This is a genomic window from Marinilactibacillus sp. XAAS-LB27 (assembly GCF_036039175.1).
GTDB lineage: Bacteria > Bacillota > Bacilli > Lactobacillales > Carnobacteriaceae_A > Marinilactibacillus.
Genome location: NZ_JAYXKP010000009.1, coordinates 30,802 through 51,027, shown reverse-complemented (window position 1 = coordinate 51,027; position 20,226 = coordinate 30,802). Strand labels below are relative to the sequence as shown.

At 36.0% G+C, this 20,226-nt stretch carries 19 protein-coding genes; 3 read left to right on the top strand and 16 right to left on the bottom strand.

Annotated features, from left to right (window positions below):
- Positions 1–9 precede the first annotated feature (9 nt).
- The 8 genes from nrdR to pepA form a co-directional block, all read right to left on the bottom strand.
- Entirely contained in the window at positions 10–477 is a 468-nt protein-coding gene (nrdR, locus tag VXN63_RS10945; protein ID WP_225744378.1) for a transcriptional regulator NrdR, read from the bottom strand.
- A gap of 62 nt (positions 478–539) precedes the next feature.
- Complete coding sequence (coaE, locus tag VXN63_RS10940; RefSeq protein WP_327758122.1) at positions 540–1,145, bottom strand: dephospho-CoA kinase; 606 nt, start codon at positions 1,143–1,145, stop codon at positions 540–542.
- A gap of 31 nt (positions 1,146–1,176) precedes the next feature.
- Positions 1,177–2,019 (bottom strand): DNA-formamidopyrimidine glycosylase, encoded by an 843-nt coding sequence (mutM, locus tag VXN63_RS10935; RefSeq protein ID WP_327758121.1) that lies wholly within the window; start codon positions 2,017–2,019, stop codon positions 1,177–1,179.
- A 77-nt stretch (positions 2,020–2,096) separates the two neighbouring features.
- Positions 2,097–4,760, bottom strand: coding sequence for a DNA polymerase I (gene polA, locus VXN63_RS10930; RefSeq protein ID WP_327758120.1), 2,664 nt, complete (start codon positions 4,758–4,760; stop codon positions 2,097–2,099).
- Positions 4,761–4,958: 198 nt separating this feature from the next.
- Positions 4,959–6,287: a UDP-N-acetylmuramate--L-alanine ligase gene (murC, locus tag VXN63_RS10925; RefSeq protein WP_327758119.1), complete on the bottom strand. Its 1,329-nt coding sequence runs from the start codon at positions 6,285–6,287 to the stop codon at positions 4,959–4,961.
- A 142-nt stretch (positions 6,288–6,429) separates the two neighbouring features.
- A complete protein-coding gene (locus tag VXN63_RS10920; RefSeq protein WP_327758118.1) occupies positions 6,430–7,095 on the bottom strand; it encodes a hypothetical protein in 666 nt (221 codons plus the stop codon).
- A 47-nt stretch (positions 7,096–7,142) separates the two neighbouring features.
- The gene (gene ytpR / locus VXN63_RS10915; protein WP_327758117.1) at positions 7,143–7,754 is read right to left on the bottom strand and encodes a YtpR family tRNA-binding protein; all 612 of its coding nucleotides are present in this window, start codon (positions 7,752–7,754) and stop codon (positions 7,143–7,145) included.
- Positions 7,755–7,785: 31 nt separating this feature from the next.
- Positions 7,786–8,856 carry a glutamyl aminopeptidase gene (gene pepA, locus VXN63_RS10910; RefSeq protein WP_327758116.1) on the bottom strand — a complete coding sequence of 357 codons (1,071 nt, stop codon included), beginning with the start codon at positions 8,854–8,856 and terminating at the stop codon, positions 7,786–7,788.
- 274 nt (positions 8,857–9,130) lie between these two features.
- Between pepA and VXN63_RS10905 the strand changes: the two genes are divergently transcribed.
- Positions 9,131–9,469 (top strand): hypothetical protein, encoded by a 339-nt coding sequence (locus VXN63_RS10905; protein ID WP_327758115.1) that lies wholly within the window; start codon positions 9,131–9,133, stop codon positions 9,467–9,469.
- Between the two features lie 52 nt (positions 9,470–9,521).
- Here VXN63_RS10905 and trmB read toward each other — a convergent pair whose 3' ends face one another.
- The 5 genes from trmB to VXN63_RS10880 all read right to left on the bottom strand — a co-directional run bounded on the left by trmB (position 9,522) and on the right by VXN63_RS10880 (position 14,116).
- A complete protein-coding gene (gene trmB, locus VXN63_RS10900) occupies positions 9,522–10,169 on the bottom strand; it encodes a tRNA (guanosine(46)-N7)-methyltransferase TrmB (RefSeq protein WP_327758114.1) in 648 nt (215 codons plus the stop codon).
- 118 nt (positions 10,170–10,287) lie between these two features.
- Positions 10,288–11,064, bottom strand: a complete 777-nt coding sequence (locus VXN63_RS10895; RefSeq protein WP_327758113.1) for a phosphotransferase family protein — start codon at positions 11,062–11,064, stop codon at positions 10,288–10,290.
- Between the two features lie 211 nt (positions 11,065–11,275).
- The gene (dat, locus tag VXN63_RS10890) at positions 11,276–12,133 is read right to left on the bottom strand and encodes a D-amino-acid transaminase (protein ID WP_327758112.1); all 858 of its coding nucleotides are present in this window, start codon (positions 12,131–12,133) and stop codon (positions 11,276–11,278) included.
- A gap of 22 nt (positions 12,134–12,155) precedes the next feature.
- Positions 12,156–13,379: an ABC transporter permease gene (locus VXN63_RS10885; protein ID WP_327758111.1), complete on the bottom strand. Its 1,224-nt coding sequence runs from the start codon at positions 13,377–13,379 to the stop codon at positions 12,156–12,158.
- Positions 13,376–14,116 (bottom strand): ABC transporter ATP-binding protein, encoded by a 741-nt coding sequence (locus VXN63_RS10880; protein ID WP_327758110.1) that lies wholly within the window; start codon positions 14,114–14,116, stop codon positions 13,376–13,378. The genes VXN63_RS10885 and VXN63_RS10880 overlap by 4 nt, the downstream gene beginning before the upstream one ends.
- 162 nt (positions 14,117–14,278) lie before the next feature.
- On the opposite strand from VXN63_RS10880, the gene VXN63_RS10875 reads away from it, so the two are divergent.
- Positions 14,279–14,716 (top strand): HIT family protein, encoded by a 438-nt coding sequence (locus tag VXN63_RS10875; RefSeq protein ID WP_327758109.1) that lies wholly within the window; start codon positions 14,279–14,281, stop codon positions 14,714–14,716.
- Positions 14,713–15,072, top strand: coding sequence for a YtxH domain-containing protein (locus VXN63_RS10870; RefSeq protein ID WP_327758108.1), 360 nt, complete (start codon positions 14,713–14,715; stop codon positions 15,070–15,072). Before VXN63_RS10875 ends, VXN63_RS10870 begins: the two co-directional genes overlap by 4 nt.
- A 63-nt stretch (positions 15,073–15,135) precedes the next feature.
- Here VXN63_RS10870 and VXN63_RS10865 read toward each other — a convergent pair whose 3' ends face one another.
- The 3 genes from VXN63_RS10865 to VXN63_RS10855 all read right to left on the bottom strand — a co-directional run bounded on the left by VXN63_RS10865 (position 15,136) and on the right by VXN63_RS10855 (position 20,214).
- On the bottom strand, positions 15,136–16,170 hold the full coding sequence (locus VXN63_RS10865; protein WP_327758107.1) for a peptidylprolyl isomerase: 1,035 nt from the start codon (positions 16,168–16,170) through the stop codon (positions 15,136–15,138).
- Positions 16,171–16,418: 248 nt separating this feature from the next.
- Positions 16,419–17,384 (bottom strand): 3'-5' exoribonuclease YhaM family protein, encoded by a 966-nt coding sequence (locus VXN63_RS10860; protein WP_327758147.1) that lies wholly within the window; start codon positions 17,382–17,384, stop codon positions 16,419–16,421.
- A gap of 28 nt (positions 17,385–17,412) precedes the next feature.
- On the bottom strand, positions 17,413–20,214 hold the full coding sequence (locus VXN63_RS10855) for an ATP-binding protein (protein ID WP_327758106.1): 2,802 nt from the start codon (positions 20,212–20,214) through the stop codon (positions 17,413–17,415).
- Positions 20,215–20,226: the final 12 nt, after the last annotated feature.

Here is a 20,226-nt window from a genome sequence, read left to right as displayed (position 1 = left end):
TCCTAAACATTATTTGTCATTCTTTCTTTTCTTTGCTAACTCTTGCATTTCTTTCATAAATACCTCTATGTCTTTAAATTGTCTGTATACACTCGCAAACCTTATATAAGCTACATCATCCACTTCAGCAAGTTCTTGCATAATATACTCACCGATCTTGGTAGATTCAATTTCGCTATCTCCACGGTCTCTAATTTTATACTCTACTCGAGTTACAATTTTTTCTTGTTCTTCAGCTGTGACGGGTCTTTTTTCAAACGCTCGCCTCAGGCCTCTTAAAAGTTTTTCTCGACTGAATTCTTCACGAGTTTTATCTTTTTTCACAACGAGTATCGGTGATTGCTCTAGTCGCTCAAAGGTCGTAAATCTGAATCCACAACTTTCGCATTCTCTTCGTCTACGAGTGGCTTTATTTTCATCAGCTGGTCTACTATCGACTACTCTACTTCCATTATGCTGACAGCGAGGACATTGCATAGAAATCAGTCCTTTTCTTATAATCTAAAGGTACTTTCAGTTATATTCAGTATACCATAGCTTTAAGTGCTGTAATACCCTTTACTTATAAGCCATTCTTCGACTTGTTTCACTGTATCTTCTAGCGTTCCATTGTTATAAATAATATAATCTGCTTGGGCTACTTTCTTTGATAATTCCATCTGAGACTCGATTCTTTGAAGCGCCTCTGATTGACTAAGTTCGTTTCGTTTCATCAAGCGTTTCAGTTGCGTTTCTTTATCAACTGCAACAACCATAATCTCATCAACATCTTTATTGTAGCCAGCTTCAAATAATAATGGAATATCTAATACAATCAGTTCATGTCCAGAATTGATCAATCGATCTTTCTCTGAAAGAATCCATTCTCTAATATAATAAGATAGACAGTCATTTAACTGTTTTCTTTTTAAGTGATCGCTAAAAATAAGGTCGCCTAGTTTTTTTCGATTCAATTCTCCATTTGCTAGTAAAATCTCTTCACCAAATAGGTTTTGCACTTTCTTTAAAGCTTCAGTTCCTGGTTCAATGACAATTCTAGCCCCGACGTCAGCATCCACCACAGGAATGTTGTGTGTTAAAAATAATCGACTGACAGTCGATTTACCAGATGCAATGCCTCCTGTCAAACCTAATATATAAGCCATGATCAGCCTCCTTTTTTACTCTATTCTCTTATTAACGAACCAACTGACTTTCTGACTGACAATTTGGACAGTAATGAGTACCTCTTTGCGCTACTTTCGTTTTTTCAATAATTGTTCCGCAACGTGGGCAATTTTGCCCGTTTTTGCCATATACGTTCAAAAATGACTGATAAGATCCTGTTTCTCCAAAAGCGTTCTGATAGGTTCGTATGGTTGTCCCACCTGCCTTCACTGCCTTACCCATGACGAGCAAGATAGCTTCGTAAAGAGTTACAAGTTCTATTTCAGTTAACGTATTCGCCATACGTGCTGGGTAGATTTTTGCTTCAAATAAAATCTCATCTGCATAAATATTTCCAATACCAGCAATAACCGTTTGATCTAAAAGTGTTGCTTTGATTGTTTTTTTTCTTTTAAGCAATTGAGTTTTAAATGTTTCTAATATTAAAGTTTCTCTTACTGGTTCTGGGCCTAGTTTGGCAATTGATGCATGAGCAAGCTCGGTGTCTCTTGGAATCAATGATATTCTACCGAATTTCCTAACATCAAGATATCTCAGCTCCCGTCCATCTTCTAGTTCAAAGATCACATGGGTGTGCTTTGAGATTGGAACATCCCTTGATTCTATTCGGTATTTCCCTTCCATCCTCAAATGCGAGATCATTACGTAATCTGTTAAAAAGAATAATAAAAATTTCCCTCTTCTTCCTATTGATTCAATACGTTGATTTTTAATTTTTTCTTTGAATAGGCGGATGTCACTCGGTTCCGCAATAATTCTATCCCATAAAACAGTCACTTGTTTGATTTTCAATCCTTTGATCAGCTTTTCAAGTCCTGTCCGAACACTTTCTACTTCTGGTAATTCAGGCACACGGTTCTTCCTTTCATTCTCCTATAAAAATAGTTAAAGAAGCGAGAGTAAACTCGCTTCTTAGCTGATTTCTTATATTATTTGGCTTCATACCAGCTCTTACCCCAGCTGCTTTCAACTTTGAGCGGTACAGATAGTTCTACTGCATTTTCCATAACTTCTTTGACTAGCTCTTCTAGAACCGGTATCTCTTCTTCAGGTGCTTCGAAGATGACCTCATCGTGAACTTGTAAAAGCATCGTAGCTTCAAGTCCTTTTTCTTTCACTTTTTCTGCCATATTAATCATAGCTACTTTCAAGATATCTGCGGCACTACCTTGAATTGGCGTATTCATAGCTGTTCTTTCAGCAAATGATCTTAAATTGAAATTTCGAGAATTGATATCCGGTAAATATCTTCTTCTATGGAACAAGGTTTCAACGAATCCTTTGTCTTTTGCTTCGCGAATGACATCATCAATAAATGTCTTAACACCAGGAAATCGACTAAAGTACGTATCAATGTATTCTTGAGCTTCTTTTCGAGTGATATTCAAACTTTGAGAAAGACCATAATCACTGATTCCGTAGACAATTCCGAAGTTAACAGCTTTAGCATCTCTTCTCATATTTGCAGTTACCTCACTTGGATCTTTAAGATCAAATACTCGCATCGCCGTACTTGTATGAATATCTTGTTCTTCGATAAAGGCTTGTTTCAGATGTTCGTCGTTAGAAATATGTGCGAGCACTCTTAATTCGATTTGAGAATAATCGGATGCAAAAATTTTCCAACCTTCTTTTCTGGGTATGAAAGCTTGTCTGATTTTCCGCCCCTCTTCTAGTCTAACAGGAATATTTTGAAGGTTAGGATCCACTGAGCTTAAGCGCCCAGTCCTCGCTACTGTTTGAAGATAACGTGTATGGATTTTCCCTGTTTCTGGTTTAATCACTCTGAGCAAACCTTCAATATAAGTAGACTGAATTTTAGCGATTTGTCTGTATTGTAAAATGAATTCTACAATGGGTGCTTGATCTTGAAGCTTTTCAAGTACATCTTGAGCTGTAGAATACCCAGTTTTTGTTTTCTTGATAACAGGATAACCCATTTTATCAAACAAAATAACACCAAGTTGTTTCGGAGAATTAATATTAAATTCTTCTCCGGCTTCTTTATAAATTCTCTGTTCAATCGTGTGTAAGGTTTCAGCAAATTCAGCTTTCATTTTTTCTAGTCTTTGAGCATCTACGGTGATTCCTCGGATTTCCATTTCAGCTAGCACGATTGCTAGAGGAATTTCCATCTCCTTGAGAAGATTTTCCTGTTCATTTTTGACCAGTTCTTCATTCATCTGGTGAGATAATTTGAAGACAGCATTAATTTTATGCGCGATATGGTCTCTCATCAATTCAAGATTTTCAGGTACTTTCTTTTTCTTCCCTTTTCCGTAGACCACTTCGTCTGGAGACAGTCCATTGTAGTGATGCTTGCTCGCTACATCCGCTACGTCCCCACTACTACTGTCTTCCGCTGTCAATAAATAAGAAGCCAATAAAATATCAAACTCGGTTCCTTTAAGGTTAAAATCTTTTCTGTTTAGAGCCACATAGGTTCTTTTGGTATCATAAAGTGTTTTAGGAATATCTTCTGATTCAATCCATTTTTTGAACTCTGGAGATTTGAAAGCGTCCGCAGGTTCCACAACATATATCTTTTGATCATTACCCCAACCTACTGAGACAATTTCCGATTGATGGTAATTGTCTTCAAGCATTTCAATATACAATGCCATATCTGGTTTGAACATGTCAGATGTGATTGATTTAACGTATTCGTAGTCAATATCTTCTACATCTTCTGCTAATTGTTCCATATATTCAGAAGTATCCAATTTGTTCAAGTGTGATTGGAAATCCATTTCTTTGTAGAAAGAAATGAGTTTCTCCATATCCATACCACTGTACTTTAATTCCTCTACAGAAATTTCAATAGGTGCTTGGATATCAATGGTTGCCAATTTTTTACTTAATAGTGCTGTTTCTTTTTCATTGATCAAATTTTCTTTTCGTTTAGACTTCTTCATCTCTTCAATGTTTTCATACAAACCCTCAACTGTGCTGTATTCTTTTAAGAGTTTTAAAGCTGTCTTTTCTCCAATGTTTGAAACTCCTGGAATATTATCAGAAGCATCCCCTGCGAGACCTTTCATGTCGATAATCTGATTCGGCGTAATGCCCATTTCTTCCATGATCGAATCTGCAGTATATTCTTTAATATCACTAACCCCTTTTTTAGTGATATCGATTCTAACTTTATCTGAAGCTAATTGAGTCAGATCTCGGTCCCCAGTCAAAATAACGACTTCAAAGCCGTCTGCTTCTGCTAGAGTAGAAAGCGTTCCAATGATATCATCGGCTTCGAAATTAACCAATTGATAAGATTGTAGCCCAAATCCTGATAATAAATCCTTGATAAAGGGAATCTGCTCGGCAAACTCAGCCGGCATTTTTGAACGTCCACCTTTATACTCTTCAAAAAATTCATGACGGAACGTCGTTTTACCTGCATCAAACGCTACAAGAGCATGTGTAGGTTGTTCTTTGTTCACAACGACTTCAAGCATATTATGAATACCATAAAGGGCATTCGTGTGTAATCCATTTCTATTTTTCATTCGTTCTAATTGACTGTGCAATCCATAGAACGCACGAAAAGCTATACTATATCCATCAATCAAAAGCAGTTTTTTCTGTTCAGGCATTCATCTCGACTCCTCTATTTTCTCAGTTCATTTAATACTCTCGTTACTCTATTTTAACAAAAATGGCGTCTACAAAAAAGAGAACGTACTTAAACTCTCAGCTTTACTATAATGACTGTTTAAATAATGGATTCAAAAATAAAAAGACTACCTCAAAGGAGATAATCTTTTAGCTATTATGATCGTTTAAAATTCGACTTAATACTGTGCTTTTGATTGGCTTAATAAGGTTTCAAAAGCATGTTCAAACTTCTCTACATCGCCTGCACCCATAAACACAAATACAGAACCTCTGTGTTTGAGTAACGGAGACATATCCTCTTCACCAACAACTGCTAAGCCTTTTTCTGTTTTGTTGAGCAAATCTTGGATCGTTATCTCACCTGATTGCTCACGAGCAGAAGTAAATATCTCACATAAATAGACATAGTCGGCTAAATCCAGCGACTTTCCGAAATCGCTTAGCAAAGCAACGGTTCTAGTAAATGTATGTGGCTGAAAAACAGCAACAATTTCTTTATCTGGATATTTTTGGCGTGCTGCATCCAATGTAGCTTTTATCTCAGCTGGATGATGTGCATAATCGTCAATGATCACTGTATCCATTACTTGTTTTTCAGTAAATCTTCTTTTAACACCAGAAAACGTTTTAAGTCTTTCAGCAACTTTTTCCTGATCGACTCCTTCGTAGTGACAGAAAGCAATAACGCCTAGAGCGTTTTGAATATTGTGGTTCCCATAAGAAGGAATCGAGAATTGACCATAAAAGTCTCCTCTTACATACACATCAAAAGAAGATCCTTCAGTTGTTCTCACAATATTCTTAGCTTGAAAATCATTGTGGTCCTGAAATCCGTAAAAGACTACCGGAACAGATGCTTGTAAATTCTGCAGACGCTCATCATCTCCGCAGGCGAAGACAGCTTTTTTGATTTGAGATGCAAAGTTCGTAAAAGCATTCTCAACATCTTCTACACTCGTATAATAATCTGGATGATCATAATCGATATTTGTAATCAATGCATAGTCTGTCTTATAGGCTAGGAAATGTCTACGGTACTCGCATGCTTCAAGAACAAAATATTCTGCATCTTCTACTCCGCTACCTGTACCATCACCAATAAGATAACTTGTTTTTTCGATACCACTTAATACGTGAGCCAATAGTCCTGTTGTACTTGTTTTACCGTGTGAACCAGTTATTGCAACACTTGTGAACTGATTACTGAATTCACCAAGAAAATCGTGATAACGTTCTACTTTCAAGCCCATCGCTTTTGCTTTCACAATTTCTTCGTGCGTGTCAGGGAAAGCATTCCCTGCAATTACAACCATATTTTCTTTTATATTATTCTCATCAAAAACATAAATAGGAATTTGCGCAATTTCTAAATTTTCTTGTGTAAAAAAGTATTTATTAACATCTGATCCTTGAACTGTGTACCCTTTGTCATGAAGAATCAACGCTAATGCACTCATACCTGATCCTTTTATGCCGACAAAATGATAAATCATCGTTTGATCCATTGAAAAGTCCTCCAAATTTCTGCTATATAATTGATTATATAGTCTTTGTCTTAATACAAATAAAGATAAGACATAACGATTTTATACTATAATGCAAATCGCTGAAAAAATCTAGTATCAATCATTCTAATCAAATGAGACTTCATTCATTTTTGTCAGAAAAAAGTCCTGGTATCTCTCTTTTTGTCTTGTTGGCGCCTAACTGTTCTTCTTGAATGATATTCATTAAAGATCGGTGTAATCTCATTCTTTTCTTGTCATCTTGTTTGTTTTCCTTTTTAGACGGTTCAATTTTCTCTCTATTAACTATATCAATTGCTTCAATTGATTCTTGTATAGTCGCTTCGGCTTGATTCGACTGCTCTTTGGTATTCCAACCAGCTATCAATTCAGCCGTCTCGAATTCTTCAAAAAGCAAGAATTCATTTGAAGTCTTTTTCAAGGTTTCTTTTAATTGCTCATAATTCCAATTGTCCCGTTCTTTTTTGATTGGTTTTTTAAATCCATATATAGGCGAAGGTACTTTACTCACCTCAAAAGGTGGCTCGATATAATGCTTTGATCGATTAGGTGAACCAGTTGTTGTTGTTGTTTCTTCAAGATATTGCTGGAACCCCTTTTCCACTTCCCCTCTACTTTGAATCTGATTTGGAAGCGAGTGCGTATGCTCTTCACTGAACAGATTTTCTTTGGATTCCAGTTCTTTCGGCTGCTTTTTTTCAAGGTTTGCTTTTAATCGCTTAGTCGATTCGAGCGTTGATTGATGTTTGACATGCTTGAAAAAACTCGGTCCATCATATTCTACCACTACACTTCCTCCTCTCTATTTACATGAATGATCTGAACTAGAATACACTATTTAGTTAGCTCAAATGTACGTCCAGTTTCTTCCGTATCTTCTAGTACTACTATTCCTTTACTTGTTTGCTCTAGACCTAACTCTTTTGCTGAACAAATCATACCACTACTTTTAGTTCCTCTTAGTTCTCCAGGCCATATCACTAGTCCGTCCGGCATAACAGCACCCGGTTTTGCTACGACAACTTTCTGACCTTGTTCGATGTTTGATGCTCCACATACGATTTGAACAATTTCTCCATGATCGATTTCAGTTTGTGTGATATTCAAGTGGTCAGAGTCTTCCATAGGTACACACTCTTTCACATAACCCACTACAAATTTTGGTGAAGTATCGGCAACTAGTTCATCTTCCCAACCGTTTTGTTTGATTTGCTTGTTAAGGATAGATACTTGCTCACTTAATAAGGTTACTGGTCCGTTCGTGTCTATACTAAATAATTCTGATAGTTCAAAGAAATTAAATCCAACCGTTTCTCCTTGATCCGTTGATACAATTTTCGTGACATTTCCTTTACGTTCAGCTATTTGATTATCTAAGGTAGATTTTGACAATTGAACCATTAAAATGTCATTTAAACCTTTATTATTGTAACTCGTAATTAACATATTTTGCTCCTCTTTAACGCTCTTTTTTATATTAACGTACTTTTAATGTATCTAAAGTCGACTGGTCCAGCGTACGCATAATCTGAATAACCATTTCTTTTGCTGCTTCAAAGTCGGTGATATTAAACAAAGTCTGATGCGTATGAATATATCTTGCACAAACACCTATAACAGCACTCGGTATTCCGTGATTCATCTGATGAGCAGCTCCAGCGTCAGTACCACCTTTAGAGATAAAGTACTGATACGGAATATTGTTCGTTTCAGCTGTATCGAGTAAGAAATCACGCATTTCCTTCGAAAGAATCATACCTGGATCTTGAATTCTCATCAAGAATCCTTCTCCTAGTTTTCCAAAAGCGTCCGGACCACCAGTAATATCGTTTGCAGGAGAACAATCTACTGCAATAAAGACATCTGGATCAAATTTTGTCACAGCACCTTTTGTACCTCTCAAACCAACTTCTTCTTGAACATTCGCTCCAGCAATCAGTGTATTTGGTAACGATTCGTTTTCCACTGCTTTTAAAGCGTCTAATACTACTGCAACACCATAGCGATTATCCCAAGCTTTTCCAAGAATCGTTTTTCCATTCGCCATTTTAATGGTTTCGACTTGAGGCACAACAGCATCCCCAGGTCTAACACCATAGGCAAGTGCTTCTTCTTTTGAATCAAATCCTGCATCAAAAAGAATATCTTCAACACTAACGGCTCCTGAACTTTTGCCTTTTAGCAAATGCGGTGGCACTGAAGAAGATACTACTGGATAGTCTCCTTTACTTGTCTGCAACGTAAATCGTTGCGCGGAAACAACATAAGGATTCCAGCCTCCTAATGGAACAACTTTAAATAAACCTTTTTCAGTAATAGAAGCAATCATGAACCCAACTTCATCCATATGAGCAGCTACCATCAATTTTGGAGCCTTTTCCTGAGCAGACTCTTTTATTCCAAATATTCCTCCGAGACCATCTACTTCTACTTTATCAACTAGTGGGGTCATTTCTTCTCTCATATATTGTCTAACAGAATGTTCAAATCCACTTGTTCCTTGTAATTCGGTAACTTTCTTTATTCGTTCAAATGTTTGATTATCCATAATGATATGTCGGTATCTTACCCGACGCCTCCTGATCCGTTATTTTTTCTTATATCGAACTGATCATAACTATAATCCTATTGGTACCGAATATAACTTTATAACTTCTTACTTCAGTATCCTGATCTTTCTGGGTGTTCAATCTTTTCAATTATACACAAAATCTCTCATCTTTTTAAGTCTCTTTCCTATATATTCTTATTACGCTTATATAATATATATGTTAAAATAACTTAAGACCTTATATAAGCAACTATAATCTGGAGGCTAGACAATGGAGAATAAATTAAACCAAAAGCAAGCAACCTACTTATTAGGCGCATTAGGATTTATGGTTACTTTTTTACTAGGATTTTTCCTTTATCCTAAAGTTTCGAAAAAACAGGCTATCCACGCCGACACGATTCTTGAAGCCATTAAAGATCAGTTTCGTGAAGAAGGTCCTATTGATGGATCGTGGATTGAACTGACAAAAGTACCTTGGAAAAAATTTGCTTATTCTACTGATGTTTATTATGGCGGAATTTCAAGACTAGAAGAAGGTATTTTAGTTCAGTACGAATTTATAGCGGACGCTTATACAGGCAGTTTAATTGATTTATATAGAGTTTAATCAAAAAAAGCGTAACAGGTGCGACTAATCGCATCTGTTACGCTTTTTTTGATTAGTTTTGCTCCGGAAAGTAAGCCACTGTTTTATAAATACGATTGCCTTTTTTCGAAAATTTCTCTTCATATTCTGTCATAATATTGCCTTCGACATCACTATTATGAAGGTCCAAGTATAACTCTTTTAAAATCATCCCTTTTTCTGAAAAACTAATCAATGAGTACTCAAACAATCCTTGATTGTCTGTTTTAAAATGTAGTTCCCCCTGATCATCTAGTACAGTCTCGTAGCTAATCAAAAAGTCTTTGTAAGTTAGACGTCTCTTTTCATGTCGATTTTTTGGCCATGGATCAGAAAACGTTAAATAGATTCTTTGAACTTCACCTTTTTCAAAGTAGGTTTTAAGATCTTGTGCATTCACCTGAAGCAATTGAACATTTGGCAAATCCTCTTCTATTTGTTTTTCAAGTGCAGATACAATTACACTGGTCTGTAATTCAATGCCTAAATAGTTGATGTGAGGATTTTGTTTAGCCATCTCAATTAAAAACCGACCTTTACCCATCCCGATTTCCATATGAAGTGGCTGCTTCTTTTCAAATCGATCCTGCCACTTACCTTTCCATTCATCAGGTTTAGCTACAACATATTGGTCGTACTCCAATAACTTTTCTTCAGCTCCTGGTTTGTTTCTTAAACGCATAACTCTATTCTCTCCTTAACGTAAAAATAGGGACAGATTCAATCAAGATTGTCTGATCCCCATTCTTCTATAAATTTAATCTCAGTAGTTTCGAATAATACCTGAATCAGTTCTTCAATCAAAGTAATTGATCAATCTTAATAATAGAATTGTTCATTTTAATAAATTGACCTTTTCGGTGGGCGTTCTTGACATCAATCAATAATGTCATAATTACATACCATTGAATCCGCATCATGAAGGATTCTGTTAACTCGTGTTCGTATTCAACTAACCAGCCGTCCCATTGTTCTTTATCGATATAGCGACTAAAAAGTTGTCCTATATCATATGCAAGATCCGCTAGTACAGCCGAATCCCAGTCAACGAGATACAATTCATCTTCTTCAGACAGCAACCAGTTTTTTCTAGATACATCTCCATGACAAACGGTCACTTCAGAATCTTTGATGATATCTAGTTTAGTATCTTGCACCCATTCCAACGCTTTTTTAAGTTGTGGGTGTTCTGCCAGTTCTTCTGGAATGTTTTGTTGATACTCTGCTAGAAGATCCTGCGGTGTGATGGAATGACCTCCCATACGCTGGAGCATTCTTTTCAAACTTTGAGAACGATGGACTTTCTTAAGTATTTTGGCAACTCTAGAAGATAACATTTCGTCTTTAAAAAGATTTCGACCGTTGCACCACTCTTGTGCCGTTAAAACGTCTCCGTTTCCAATTCTCTTGGTCCATATCAATCTAGGAGAAATTCCTTCTAGCGAAAGTGCTGCTAAAAATGGTGATGAATTCCGCTTTAGAAAAAGCTTCTCTTCATTTTTTGTCCCCATATAAGCCTGACCGGTGTCTCCACCTATAGGATGTAATTTCCACCCCGTTTCTCTCTCTAACTCCATATCCACTCAATCCTTTTATTATCCATATTCGCCTGTTCACTTTCCTGATAGCATTGTCTCTTCTATTGTAGAAAGAAATGACCTACTCGTCAAGCGGATAGACGTTCTTTTTCTAGATTACTGACTACTTGAGTCCAAGAACAGTTCTATATGCTATTTGAGCAGGTTCAATTTAACTTTCATTTCTATTTTTCATCATTCGTTTTCAATCTTATAGAAGCTCTCCACAAGCTTCTTCTATTTTTAGTTTAAAGGCTTCTGCTAATCGTTCTGTGACCTTTCCACGTTGACCGCCATTCACTTTTTTCCCGTCAATCGTATGAATAGGCATGACTTCAATAGTCGTACTTGAACAAAAGACTTCATCGGCTTCTTGAAGTTGCTCTAACGTGAAAGGTTCTTCTTTAACTTCTATTCCTAATTCTTCTGCACATTTGAGCCAAACGATTTTTGTCACACCCGGTAAAATCAAATTTCCATCTGGATGAGTATAAATTGTGCCGTCTTTAACAATTGCAACGTTTGAAGCAGAACACTCTGTGACGATACCGTCACGATGTAAGATTGCTTCTTCAGCATTTTTTTTATGCGCTTCATGTTTGACCATGATATTACCAAGAAGACTAATGGATTTGATATCACATTTCAACCATCTAATGTCCGGTTCTGTAATTGTCGTAATCCCATTTTCTATCTTTTGGGCATTTCTGGGTACTGCTGTTACATTTCCCGTTATCGTTGGTAAAACGCTCATATCAGGGTATACATGATTTCTTGGAGAAGCTACTCCTCTAGTTGCCTGTAGATAGAGATTTCCAGTTTGTACTTCGCTCTCATTTAATAATTTAGTCATCAGAGTTTTCATTTCTTCTTTTGATTGAGGCATAATCATTTCAATCTTATCCGCACTAGAATATAGCCGGTCGACATGCTCATCTAAGCCAAAAAAATGACCGTTATAAGCTCTTACTACTTCGTATATTCCATCACCGAACTGGTATCCTCTATCTTCTGGATCTATTTTAACTTCTTCTCGATCAACAATTTGACTATTCCAGATTACTTTCATGTCTTTTTCCTCGTTTCTTTAATTAAAATTGTTCCATCCGTTTTAAACGCTTAGGTAAATACAGTCTTGTAAACAATAGGATAAAGATTATTCCAACTAAGAGTATACTTGCACCGCTATAAATATCTCTGGCTAATCCTGTAAGAGTAAAAATAACCAAAACGACTGCAAGAACTTCCGTTATTAAACGCTGGATGGATTTTATTTTACCAGTCTCTTGAATCGGGTACAATTGAAAATAGAAATTTTGTTTAAACTGCTGGTAAATCGGCATCAATTGGAAACCAATTAGGTATAGAAAAAGTACCGATAGCATCAGGTTCAAAACAATCGTTGTACTGAATGAAATCAACAACACACCAATTAAAACTAATCTACTGACAAGTCCGCTGTAGGAAGGGTTTCTGTAGAAAGATCTTAAAATATAAAAGTAATGTGGTTGCGGGAATTTCCCAGACTGAAATTCTATGATTTTGTCTAACCATTTCAACCTTCTTGGATGTGATTCAACAAAAGAAACCTCCGTGAATAAGTTGATGAATCGATAGAGTTTCTGCTGTCTATTTTCTTCTTTTGCGATCACATCGTTCCATTGTAATCTATTAGATGCTTGATTCATTTTTTTACTATATATGAACTGTATCAAGATAATTGTTAGAGAAAAAATCAGCCCGATAGATAATTCTACAAATATGCTCAAGGTAAATCCAAGTAAACTGATTATTTTTCCTGCATGAGTATATAACCCTCTCTTTACAACATCACTCTGAAAAAAACTCATAAATTGAAAATTCAAATCAATGTATTTAAAGAGAACTGACGTAACTAAAAAAAGCGGCCAGACATTAAAGCTTATACCTTGCGTTGCGACTAGCAAAGGCATAGCTGCCGCAGACACGAAAGCTACCGGAAAAGCTAATATTAGCAAGCTTTTCAAAACACCTTTTTTCAAGACAGGGATAACCTCTGATTCTAATGGCAATAAAAAAGCGATGTCTGCTTGTTGCATCAATGTGGTGATTGTTCCGCCAGCTACAACACCCACCATAAGAATTAATAAAATAAGACGAGGCAATATAGCACCCTGTTCAATTGTCTGGACGTAATTCGAGTAGCCAAACCCAGCAGCTCCAAGTATCAGCAATAATGCCAACACAAAATGATCATTCAAGACATATTTCATATACCTTGAGAGCTGCTTGAAATGAATCGAGGATCGTTGTTTAAACAATGATTGAATCGTCATACTGCAAAACCTTCTTCGTCAGCCAGACGTCCATATATCTCATCTAAACTTGCTCCAGGCATCTGAAATTCTAGTTGAAGTTCCTTTAGGTTACCTTTCGCAAATACTTTTCCATCATGAAGGATGACAAAAGAATCACAGATTTTTTCTGCATTCGTCAAAACGTGAGTAGACATCAGTATAGATGCGCCCGCTTGTTTTCTTTCTTCCATCAATTTAAGTAAATCTCTTATCGCTAAAGGATCTAACCCTAAGAAAGGTTCATCTATTACGTAAAGGCTAGGTTCTATCAAAAATGCGCAAACAATCATGACTTTTTGTTTCATTCCTTTAGAAAAATCCGATGGAAACCATTCCAATCGGTCTTTTAATCTAAACAAAGAAAGTAATGGCTCAGCTCTTTTAAAAGCCATTTCTTTTTCAATACCATAAGCCATAGCCGTTATTTCTATATGTTCTTTTAACGTCATTTCGTCATATAAAACTGGTGTTTCCGGAACAAATCCAATATTTTTTCTATATTCTATACTATCTTCATTAATTGTTTTTCCATTTAATGTAATGTTGCCTTCAAAAGGTTCCAGCAAACCCATAATATGCTTAATCGTTGTACTCTTACCGGCGCCATTCAGTCCTATCAATCCTACTAATTCACCATCTGAGACATCAAAGGATACTTCTTTAAGAATAGGTCTTCTTGTATAGCCTCCTGTGACAAGTTGTATCTGTAAGCTCATATTTAAACTTCCTCCTATTCGAGTTCTCTATATTTTACCATAAGTTCAAATAGAGCTGAGGAAGAAATAGGCTTCTTTTTATTAAATTGCTAGATTCTATGCTAAACTAGAATAAATCATGAGATCATATAGATGATCGTTAAAACGAAATGAGGAATGAAAATGACAGACAGTATTTTCACTAAAATTATAAAGGAAGAAATTCCTGCTCGTAAAATTTTTGAGAATGAGCATGTGATTGCTATAATGGATTTGTCACAAGTTACTAGAGGTCACACATTGATCATTACAAAGAAACCCGTTCGAAACATTTTTGAATACGATGAAGATTTGGCAGCAAATGTATTTTCAAGTCTTCCTATAGTGGCAAAAGCCGTTAAAGAACACAATCCTGACGTTAAAGGGTTAAATATTTTAATGAACAATGAGGCGGTCGCTTCGCAGACAGTTTTCCATAGTCATATTCATTTATTGCCAAGATACAGTGAAAATGATGACTTCGGTCTGAAGTGGTCAGACAATTCTGATCAATACACTGATGCAGAATTAGATAACATACAATCAGAATTAATAAAGGCATTGGAGGGAATGACAAAATGAAACATTTTATACTAGGAAGTTTAAGCGGAATCATTCTAGGTGGTACGTACGGATTATTAACAACACCTAGATCAGGTAAAGAAAATCAAGAAAAACTGAAAAATTATATCGATGATACGACCGATCACGTAAAGGATGTAAATGACAAAGTCAGTGACTTGAAAGCAGCCATGCAAAATTTAACGGACGAAGGAATGAAATTACAGACTGAATTCATCACAGATATCCAAGCTCTTTCGAATGAATATATGTATGAAGCTCAACCGAGAATAGAAAGAATTCAAAGAAAAACTGACAAAATCAGTAAAGATATTGAAGTAGCGACTGTGAATATTAAAAGTACGACTGTGAAATAATGACATATAAAAAGAAGGCCCGCCAAATGGCAGGCCTTCTTTTTATTATGAAATAAGAGAAGATTATTCTGAATCTTCTGTGTTTTCTTCTGTATCTGTTTCCGTATCTGCTTCTGTATCTGTGTTTTCATCAGAATTTTCTTCTGTGTTTTCTTCCATATCTGTTGTATCATCAGCCGGTATTTCTTCTTCAACTGGCTGTTCTTCTCCCATCGCCGGTTCCATATAAGCGCTCATGGCATTGCTCAGGTCCTCATCAGCAATTTGCACGTTAGCGTCTGCTACTAAAGAAGAGATCACTTCTTGAACGTAAGCTTGATCTGCTAATTTCTCAGCAATCATATTCTCTTGAATCGTAGCTTTCTCTTCCTCAAGCGAGCCTTTTTCTCCTACACTAACTAACTTAATAATGTGGTATCCAAATTCTGATTGAACGGGTTCTTGAGTGATGTCACCTTCGTTTTCCAAAGCATTCGCAGCTTCTTCAAACTCAGGAACGAACTGACCTTCTACTAATTCCATTTCACCATTATTTGCTACTGAAGCGGTATCTGTAGAGAATTCTTGAACAAGTTCAGCAAAATCTGCTCCATCATTCAACTGTCCGATAATATCATTAGCAGTTTCTTCGTCTTCAACAAGAATATGTGCAACTGTATTGTTTACTGCATAATTATCATATGCTTCTTGGATATCCTCATCAGAGAAATCTGCATATTCTGTAATAGCTTTTTCAACTAATAGAGATGTACGCATTGTTTTCTTTAACTCATCAACTTCTAACCCTTGGTTCGCAATCAGTTCCTCGAACTGGTCAACACCACCATATTGTTCAGCTTCTGATTCAAATTCAGCATCAACATCTTCTTCTGATACTTGATCACCATGAGCATTTTCTAAAATATCTTCAAGTAACATTTGTTGAAGCATTTGTTCTCCGTATTTTTGACCAGATTGCGTTACTTCATTTTTCATACGATCATATAGTGCATCTTCTCTAATTCTTCCGTTTTCGGTAGAAGCAACTTCTGGGCTATTAGAACAACTTGCAAGTAATATTCCTGAACAAGCCATTGTAGCGATTAACCATTTTTTCATATTTTACTTTACACATCCTACTTCTATAAGTTTTAAAATCGAAAACATTTAGCAAATCTATACAAGCTCATTTTATGACAGCTTTCCATCAATTCGCTTTGTTTTACTCTTCTATTCTTTGATTAATATACCACAGCATTGATGATTTTTAAACCTATGTCACAATAAAAACCCGCTTTTCACTAAAATGCTAAGAATATTTACACATTATTCATGAGTTTGAATAATAATTGAAGTTGTACTGATTTTTACAATTTATCCGAAAGGTTTGAACGATAAAAAGATCGATTCTCCATAGCCCAAAGTCGTTCTGAAAATGCTCCTTTTTCCGTTTTGTTGATTGCTGATTGGAGCATATTCATTCTAGCATCAATCTGATCAATGTAGTGAAGGGCTTCTGCTTCGGGAACTTGCGGCCTGACAGGAGATCCATACTCCAACTGTCCATGATGAGACAACACCATATGTTTTAATAAAACAACATCTTCATTTGATTCATCAATTTTCAGTTGCTGACAAGCTTTAGAGATCTCTTCGTGTACAATTACAATGTGTCCAATCAACTTACCTTCAAGCGTGTACTCTGTGGCAGTTGGTCCGGACAATTCCACCACTTTCCCAACATCATGAAGGATTAGACCAGAAAAGAGTAAAGACTGATCCAAAAAGTCATATTGCTCCACAATTGAACGCGCGATTCCAAGCATAGAAATCGTGTGATAGGCCAAACCACCTAAAAAAGCATGGTGATTAGTCTTAGCAGCTGGGCTCTGGAAAAAGTCTTTCTGGTATTTATTCATAATATGTCGAACAATTCGATTCATATTCGCATTCGTAATATCAAAAATCGCCTTATTGAATTGTTCAATCATTTTTTCTTTCTTGATAGGTGCCCTTTCAACATAAAGTTCAGGATTCGCTGGTTCACCTTCTGTAGCTACTCGAATCGCATTGATTTTTAACTGCGGGCTCCCTTTATACTCTTCTCTCTTTCCATTCACTTTAACGACAGCACCAGAACGGAAAATTTCAACATCTTCTTCAGAAGCATCCCAGTAATTAGCCGACATTTCACCACTCGTATCCTGAAAAGTAAAAGCTAGATATGGTTTTCCATTTCTAGTCGTCTTTTCTTCTGATGACTTGATTAGCAAGAACAAGTTTACTTGCTCATCCATGCGATGTTCATATAATTTTTTCTCCACTATACTCATCCCTTTCAGGTTTTTATCCATAACTCGTTTATACTTTAGTTAAAATTGTTTTCTGACCATCTTCTAGAGATTCAAGTGACTGTTCATCAAATGAGAAGTAGATGATTTGTGTTGTCTGACTGATTTCTTTCAACAGTTCATACATTCGTGTTCTTCGAGTCCAATCTAGATTTACGAATCCGTCATCTACAAGTAACGGCATAAGAATAGTGTCTTTGATATTGTTAATAAAGGCTAATCTTAATGCAACATATAAGGGTTCGGCTGTTCCTCTTGAAAGTTCATCTGCTCTAAAATAGTGACCTTCATTATCTAATATAAAGACCGTTTCATCATCTATAACGATTTTAGTATATTTGCCCTTCGTTAAATAACTGAAATAGTTTTCAGCATCCACTATTGTTTGGGGGAATCGATCTTTCCTAGCGTATTTGAGGGTTTTTTCGATTATATTAGAAGCCAATTTATTGGTTACCCAGCTATTCACTAATTCTTGTAAATGGCTCTTTTCATTCTCAAATTCCTGTAGTAGTGTTGTATACTCTCCACCCTCTTCCAGTCTTTTGATATGAACTTCGATTTCTATCTTTTCTTGAGTGTAGCTCTTTATACTCGTAGTTATATTCAATACTTCTTGTTGTAATTGCTTTTCTTGATATCGGACGTCTTCTATCGAATCTGCTTTTATCTCCGAATGGTTTTCAGGCAGTTGTTCTTTAAGCACTTTTAATCTTTCTTCTTTTTCATTCTTTTGTTTTAATATACCATATAAATGCCTAAATACCTCTTCGGAATCTGCCCCTGCCTCTTGCAACAGTTGCTGTTTTTTTCTAAGAATCGTTTTCTCCAATTCAATCGAGCGATTCAGTGACCTTCTTGCTTCTTGACTCTCAATCATGTATTGCTGTAACTGATTTCTTTCTTCTTTAACTTGTTGATAAAACGTTTTGAATTTTGTTATTTTCTCAGTAGGTGTATCTTCTTCGAAAAATAATTCAGATACTTGATCAAACTGTTCTGTTTTAAGAAATAATGCTGTTTTCAATTCTTCCAAATAATCGCGCACTTTATCCCGTTCACGCTCACTAGCACGAAGTTTACTAAGCACTTCTTCAAATTGCAATACCGTTGATAATACAGTATGATATCCTGCTAATCGATCTTCTTTGAATTTAGTCCAGCCACTCTGTATGTTTTCAATTTCAGTTTCTAGAATAGCTATTTCTGAATGTAAGGATTGTTTCTCACTTTCAAGTTTATCGCTATTAAATAAATAGTCTCGCCATTGTCTGCGGATTTCTTTTTGATGAATATAGTCTTCATAGGATATTTGTGCAGAATCTTGATTTTTTTTATGCATTTTTTTCCATATACTGAAAATACTACCGATTATGAGACTAACGGCTAGCAAACTCCATAAGAGCATAAAAGGTAAATCCAATAAAAATATACTTATAATCAATACTATCGAAACAAGTATGATGCTCATTTCTTTTTTTAACTGAATAGCTTGAGAACGAGTCGCTGGTTTTGCTTCAAAATGATCTTCTTCTTTTCTAAATTGTTCATTAGACCAGAGATTTTGTTCTAGCTGATCAATGGACTCTTCAAGAGAACTGATCTTGAATCCAATAGTCGTCAGTTTTTCTTTAAGTAGATTTATTCCACTCTCTTTATGATTCATTTCGCGCTGCCATTCTACTAAGGTTTCTTTTTCAGCCTTCGTTAGGGCAGTTGGAACCTGTTCATCACTAGATAAATCTAGCTGTATCCGTTTCTTAGTGATTTCTTGTTCCGCTTTTTCTAACTCTTTGTAAACATACTGTTGCTCTCTAATCAAGTCATCAATCGAACCAATTTGAACAGCTAAGGCATCTATACTTTGCTCATGTTCTTGGTATAAGATTAATTGACTAGTCGGCTCATATTCCTCTTCGAACCCCTTAAGTAATGCTTGCTGAGTTCTAATTTCTTTTTGAATATCTTCTATTTGTTTGTTTAACGTATTCATCTCGTAAAGACTATTCTCATTAAGTTTAGAAGTATTTAACTGCTCAATTTCTTTTTCAAGCTGCTTGATTGTTTCAACCGCTTCGAAGTTCTGTTCAAATTGCTTGAGTTTTTGGATTCTTATATTTAACTCTTTTTGTGTGCGTTCCTGTTCTTCAATTTCTTGATTTAATCCTTCTACTTTTTGCAGTAGATCTAGGTATTCTGCATTTTTACTTTTTGCTAACTCCATAGCAGCTTGCTTTTCTTCTAGTCCCTTTAGTACTTGATTGATTTTTGGCACACGTCCGGTTGGCTTGTATAATCCATTTGCTTTTTGCTTGAACTGATCAGCTTTTTGTAGAAATTGTTCTGTTCCTAAAGCTCCGGCACTCAGAAAATAACGGTTCATTTGATCTTTTGTCATATCTTCCACACGTTCGATTCCTTTTAAATGAAAAGAAAATACTGACTGATACAAGGTACGATCTATACCATATAAAATTTTGTGGAGTAAAGCCTCACTTCCAGTTGTCCCGTCTTCCATAAGGACTGTTACATCGCCCGTCGACTTTCCTTGCACCCGTTCAATGCTGACAATTCCAAATCGCTCATCCTCTATTATGATTTTCCCGCCATATCGACTACTATCTTTAGGTTCATACCTGAGCAGTGCACTATGTCTGGTTGGAAAACCAAATAAAATACTATGAATAAATGACATAATAGTTGATTTCCCGGCTTCGTTCTGTCCAAAAACGACATGAAAATCACTAGAGAAATCAAAGGTCTGATCAATCCATTTCCCATATCCGTATATCATTAGGTTTTTAATCTTCAACTTTTCTTACTC

Excerpts from the sequence above, each read along its gene's own strand:
- nrdR (WP_225744378.1), bottom strand. The coding sequence starts at position 477 with ATGCAATGTCCTCGCTGTCAGCATAATGGAAGTAGAGTAGTCGATAGT.
- coaE (WP_327758122.1), bottom strand. The coding sequence starts at position 1,145 with ATGGCTTATATATTAGGTTTGACAGGAGGCATTGCATCTGGTAAATCG.
- polA (WP_327758120.1), bottom strand. The coding sequence starts at position 4,760 with ATGCCTGAACAGAAAAAACTGCTTTTGATTGATGGATATAGTATAGCT.
- murC (WP_327758119.1), bottom strand. The coding sequence starts at position 6,287 with ATGGATCAAACGATGATTTATCATTTTGTCGGCATAAAAGGATCAGGT.
- ytpR (WP_327758117.1), bottom strand. The coding sequence starts at position 7,754 with ATGTTAATTACGAGTTACAATAATAAAGGTTTAAATGACATTTTAATG.
- pepA (WP_327758116.1), bottom strand. The coding sequence starts at position 8,856 with ATGGATAATCAAACATTTGAACGAATAAAGAAAGTTACCGAATTACAA.
- VXN63_RS10905 (WP_327758115.1), top strand. The coding sequence starts at position 9,131 with ATGGAGAATAAATTAAACCAAAAGCAAGCAACCTACTTATTAGGCGCA.
- trmB (WP_327758114.1), bottom strand. The coding sequence starts at position 10,169 with ATGCGTTTAAGAAACAAACCAGGAGCTGAAGAAAAGTTATTGGAGTAC.
- VXN63_RS10895 (WP_327758113.1), bottom strand. The coding sequence starts at position 11,064 with ATGGAGTTAGAGAGAGAAACGGGGTGGAAATTACATCCTATAGGTGGA.
- dat (WP_327758112.1), bottom strand. The coding sequence starts at position 12,133 with ATGAAAGTAATCTGGAATAGTCAAATTGTTGATCGAGAAGAAGTTAAA.
- VXN63_RS10885 (WP_327758111.1), bottom strand. The coding sequence starts at position 13,379 with ATGACGATTCAATCATTGTTTAAACAACGATCCTCGATTCATTTCAAG.
- VXN63_RS10880 (WP_327758110.1), bottom strand. The coding sequence starts at position 14,116 with ATGAGCTTACAGATACAACTTGTCACAGGAGGCTATACAAGAAGACCT.
- VXN63_RS10875 (WP_327758109.1), top strand. The coding sequence starts at position 14,279 with ATGACAGACAGTATTTTCACTAAAATTATAAAGGAAGAAATTCCTGCT.
- VXN63_RS10870 (WP_327758108.1), top strand. The coding sequence starts at position 14,713 with ATGAAACATTTTATACTAGGAAGTTTAAGCGGAATCATTCTAGGTGGT.
- VXN63_RS10865 (WP_327758107.1), bottom strand. The coding sequence starts at position 16,170 with ATGAAAAAATGGTTAATCGCTACAATGGCTTGTTCAGGAATATTACTT.
- VXN63_RS10860 (WP_327758147.1), bottom strand. The coding sequence starts at position 17,384 with ATGAGTATAGTGGAGAAAAAATTATATGAACATCGCATGGATGAGCAA.